The sequence below is a fragment of the Nocardia sp. CC201C genome, assembly GCF_030010695.1.
GTDB classification, from domain to species: domain Bacteria; phylum Actinomycetota; class Actinomycetes; order Mycobacteriales; family Mycobacteriaceae; genus Nocardia; species Nocardia otitidiscaviarum.
Genome location: NZ_JASCXP010000519.1, coordinates 1 through 4,362, shown reverse-complemented (window position 1 = coordinate 4,362; position 4,362 = coordinate 1). Strand labels below are relative to the sequence as shown.

Genomic DNA, 4,362 nt, shown 5'->3' with positions numbered 1-4,362 from the left:
CTTGCGGCCTTTGCGGCGGCCGAACAGGCCGCCGCGGGCGGACTTCTTCTCGGGAATGAGTTCGTCGTGCGGGAGGTTCTCGACGGGAGCCTCGTAGCCGACCTCGGTGACTTCACTCTCGGAGAGCCACGGCGGCAGCATCGGGAGGCCGTCGTTGTTGCGGCTCACATGTCCCCCTGAATGCTGGACCGAACTGATACAGGACAGCCGAGAGTTTAGCGATCGAGACAAGGCCGCGTTGGGGGCAGTCGGTTCTCCGCTGGTGGATGACGGCCGGGCGCGGGCTCCGCTCCGCACGTCACAATGCCCCGCATTTGGCGCGAGCTGGGAAGACCGGTAAGCTTGGTCGGCGGTGCGCCTACACGGTGGCAGTGGCATGTCCTCATGTCGTGTCCCGTGAGTATGGCACCGGGTCGACTGGAGTGCACGACAAACCAGTGATCGCACAGCTAGCCGAGAGCGCTGCAACCAACCAGGTTCAGCCTAAACGGGATCGCGGAGGATATGGCGAAGAAAGACGGGGCCATCGAGGTCGAGGGTCGAGTTATCGAGCCGCTCCCGAATGCGATGTTCCGGATCGAGCTGGAGAACGGTCACAAGGTTCTCGCGCACATCAGCGGCAAGATGCGGCAGCACTACATCCGCATCCTGCCCGAGGACCGCGTGGTCGTCGAGCTGTCGCCCTACGACTTGTCGCGGGGCCGCATCGTCTACCGCTACAAGTAATCGCCCGCGGCGATTGCCCCTAGATTTCCCCGGCCATACCGGCCGGGGAACAACTGTGTTCACGGCCAGTGAACACCGACCCAGATTGGATCTGACGTGAAGGTTCAGCCGAGCGTCAAGAAGATCTGCGAGAAGTGCAAGGTGATCCGCCGCAACGGACGGGTCATGGTGATCTGCGACAACCTGCGCCACAAGCAGCGTCAGGGCTGATTTCGGCCGGAAGGCCGAGCTCGCCGGGAGCAATCCCGGTCGCTCACCAGCCAAGCACCGAACGCAGTTCGGATTGGCAACACAAGAAGACCTCCCAGCGCCAGTCGCCGTTGTCGAGCCCCGCGAGGGGCGGATGGCGGCCCACCCCCGGTACGGAGGCCGGGGCCCCGGACGAGGGGACGGACAGGGAGCAGACCTCCGAACAGAAAAGGAATCGCCACCATGGCACGTCTGATGGGCGTCGACCTCCCGCGCGAAAAGCGCATGGAGATCGCGCTGACCTACATCTTCGGCATCGGCCGTACCCGCGCCAAGGAGATCCTGGAAGCCACCGGCGTCAGCGCCGACCTGCGCTCGAAGGACCTCAGTGACGACGACCTGACCAAGCTCCGCGACTACATCGAGTCGCAGGACTTCAAGGTCGAGGGCGACCTGCGCCGCGAGGTGCAGGCCGATATCCGTCGCAAGATCGAGATCCAGTGCTACCAGGGCATCCGCCACCGCCGCGGCCTGCCCGTGCGTGGCCAGCGGACCAAGACCAACGCTCGCACGCGCAAGGGTCCGAAGAAGACCGTCGCCGGCAAGAAGAAGTAGGGATAGCGCATGCCTCCGAAGAGCCGGGCCGCTGGCCCGAAGAAGACTCAGAAGTCGCGTCGCCGGGACAAGAAGAACGTCCCCCACGGCAACGCGCACATCAAGAGCACGTTCAACAACACCATCGTGTCCATCACCGACCCGCAGGGCAACGTCATCTCCTGGGCGTCGTCCGGCCACGTCGGTTTCAAGGGCTCGCGTAAGTCCACCCCGTTCGCCGCGCAGCTCGCTGCCGAGAACGCTGCCCGCAAGGCGCAGGAGCACGGCGTCAAGAAGGTCGACGTGTTCGTGAAGGGCCCGGGTTCGGGCCGCGAGACCGCGATCCGTTCCCTCCAGGCCGCCGGCCTCGAGGTCGGCACGATCTCCGATGTCACCCCGCAGCCGCACAACGGCTGCCGTCCGCCCAAGCGGCGTCGCGTCTAGCGGGAAAGGAAGAGTAGAAAATGGCTCGTTACACCGGCCCTATCACCCGCAAGTCGCGTCGTCTGCGTGTCGACCTCGTCGGAGGCGACCAGGCGTTCGAGCGTCGTCCTTACCCGCCCGGCCAGCACGGCCGCGCGCGGATCAAGGAGTCCGAGTACCTGATGCAGCTGCAGGAGAAGCAGAAGGCTCGCTTCTCCTACGGCGTCATGGAGAAGCAGTTCCGCCGCTACTACGAAGAGGCGAACCGCCAGAAGGGCAAGACCGGCGACAACCTGCTGCGTCTGCTCGAGTCGCGGCTCGACAACGTCGTGTACCGCGCCGGTCTGGCCCGCACCCGTCGTCAGGCTCGTCAGCTCGTGTCGCACGGCCACTTCACCGTCAACGGTGTGAAGGTCGACGTGCCGTCGTTCCAGGTCTCCCAGTACGACATCATCGATGTCAAGGAGAAGTCGGCCGGCTACCTGCCGTTCCAGATCGCGCGTGAGACCTACGGCGAGCGCCCGGTTCCGGGCTGGCTGCAGGTCGTCCCGGGCCGACTGCGGATTCTGGTGCACCAGCTCCCCGAGCGTGCGCAGATCGATGTTCCGCTGCAGGAACAGCTGATCGTCGAGTTCTACTCGAAGTAGGCGCTCACCGCGCCGCTGGTGGGGGACCGCCGAAAAACGGTCCCCCGCAATCCATGTCGTGAGCGTCAAATAGCGGGCGCTCTTGAAGGAGGAACAGTCCATGCTGATTTCACAGCGACCGACGCTGACCGAAGAGGTCGTTTCCGAGAATCGCTCCCGGTTCACCATCGAACCGCTGGAGCCGGGCTTCGGCTACACCCTCGGCAACTCGCTGCGCCGCACCCTGCTCTCGAGCATCCCGGGTGCCGCGGTCACCAGCATCCGCATCGACGGCGTGCTGCACGAGTTCACCACGGTTCCGGGCGTGAAGGAAGATGTCACCGACATCATCCTGAACCTCAAGGGCCTCGTGGTGTCGTCCGAAGAGGACGAGCCGGTCACCATGTACGTGCGCAAGCAGGGCCCGGGCACCGTCACCGCCGGTGACATCGTGCCGCCGGCCGGTGTGACCGTCCACAACCCGGACATGCACATCGCCACCCTGAACGACAAGGGCAAGCTGGAGATCGAGCTCGTGGTCGAGCGCGGTCGCGGCTACGTCCCTGCCGTGCAGAACAAGGCCTCGGGCGCGGAAATCGGCCGGATTCCGGTGGATTCGATCTACTCCCCGGTCCTGAAGGTGACCTACAAGGTCGAGGCGACTCGTGTCGAGCAGCGCACCGACTTCGACCGGCTCATCCTGGATGTCGAGACCAAGAACTCGATCTCCGCGCGGGATGCGCTGGCGTCGGCCGGTAAGACCCTGGTCGAGCTGTTCGGTCTGGCTCGTGAGCTCAACGTCGAGGCGGAAGGCATCGAGATCGGGCCCAGCCCGGCCGAGGCCGACCACATCGCGTCCTTCGGGCTGCCGATCGAGGATCTGGATCTGACCGTGCGGTCCTACAACTGCCTCAAGCGCGAGGGTGTGCACACCGTCGGCGAGCTGGTTGCCCGCACCGAATCCGATCTGCTGGACATCCGCAACTTCGGACAGAAGTCCATCGACGAGGTCAAGGTCAAGCTGCATTCGCTGGGCCTCTCGCTGAAGGACTCCCCGGCCTCCTTCGATCCGTCCAGCGTCGTCGGCTACGACGCCGCCAGCGGCACCTGGAGCGACAGCGGCTCGTTCAGCGACACCGACAGCGGCGAGCAGGACTACGCCGAAACCGAACAGCTCTAAGGCCGCGCGGGGTGTAGCGCCCCGAGCCGGCCTTCAACACAGGAGATTCCAACAATGCCCAAGCCCAAGAAGGGTGCCCGCTTCGGCGGGTCGGCGTCGCACCAGAAGGCGATCTACGCCAACCTGGCCACGGCGCTCTTCGAGCACGGTCGGATCACGACCACCGAGGCCAAGGCCAAGGCGCTGCGCCCCTACGCCGAGAAGCTCGTCACCAAGGCGAAGGCCGGCACCCTTGCCGACCGTCGCGAGGTCATGAAGGTGATCCGCCGCAAGGACATCGTGCACGCTCTCTTCGCGGAGATCGGCCCGTCCTTCGACGGTCGCGAGGGTGGCTACACCCGCATCATCAAGACCGTTCCCCGCAAGGGTGACAACGCGCCGATGGCGATCATCGAGCTGGTCCGGGAGAAGACCGTGACCAACGAGGCCGATCGCGCCCGCCGCGTTGCCGCTTCGCAGAAGAAGGTCGACGAGGCCAAGGTCGAGGAGAAGGCCGACGAGGCCGAGACCGAGGCCGTCGCCGAGGCTCCCGCGGAGGAGAAGAAGGAAGACTGACGTCTTCCTTCTTCCGAAGGGGATCGGGGGGGTAGGCCCCCCCCCCCCCGGTGTGCCCGGGGGGGGGGG

General features: G+C 65.5%; 7 protein-coding genes. All 7 read left to right on the top strand.

The window, feature by feature from the left end:
• Positions 1-504 precede the first annotated feature (504 nt).
• The 7 genes from infA (at position 505) to rplQ (ending at position 4,293) form a co-directional block, all read left to right on the top strand.
• The gene (gene infA / locus QK444_RS33090; RefSeq protein WP_003886926.1) at positions 505-726 is read left to right on the top strand and encodes a translation initiation factor IF-1; all 222 of its coding nucleotides are present in this window, start codon (positions 505-507) and stop codon (positions 724-726) included.
• 96 nt (positions 727-822) lie between these two features.
• Positions 823-936, top strand: coding sequence for a 50S ribosomal protein L36 (gene rpmJ / locus QK444_RS33085; protein WP_025347279.1), 114 nt, complete (start codon positions 823-825; stop codon positions 934-936).
• A gap of 222 nt (positions 937-1,158) precedes the next feature.
• Entirely contained in the window at positions 1,159-1,530 is a 372-nt protein-coding gene (gene rpsM / locus QK444_RS33080) for a 30S ribosomal protein S13 (RefSeq protein WP_029923716.1), read from the top strand.
• 9 nt (positions 1,531-1,539) lie between these two features.
• The gene (gene rpsK / locus QK444_RS33075; RefSeq protein ID WP_029923717.1) at positions 1,540-1,953 is read left to right on the top strand and encodes a 30S ribosomal protein S11; all 414 of its coding nucleotides are present in this window, start codon (positions 1,540-1,542) and stop codon (positions 1,951-1,953) included.
• Between the two features lie 20 nt (positions 1,954-1,973).
• Positions 1,974-2,579, top strand: coding sequence for a 30S ribosomal protein S4 (gene rpsD / locus QK444_RS33070; protein WP_029923718.1), 606 nt, complete (start codon positions 1,974-1,976; stop codon positions 2,577-2,579).
• Between the two features lie 100 nt (positions 2,580-2,679).
• On the top strand, positions 2,680-3,738 hold the full coding sequence (locus QK444_RS33065; RefSeq protein ID WP_029923719.1) for a DNA-directed RNA polymerase subunit alpha: 1,059 nt from the start codon (positions 2,680-2,682) through the stop codon (positions 3,736-3,738).
• A gap of 54 nt (positions 3,739-3,792) precedes the next feature.
• Positions 3,793-4,293 (top strand): 50S ribosomal protein L17, encoded by a 501-nt coding sequence (gene rplQ / locus QK444_RS33060; protein ID WP_282785977.1) that lies wholly within the window; start codon positions 3,793-3,795, stop codon positions 4,291-4,293.
• The last annotated feature ends 69 nt before the right edge of the window (positions 4,294-4,362 follow it).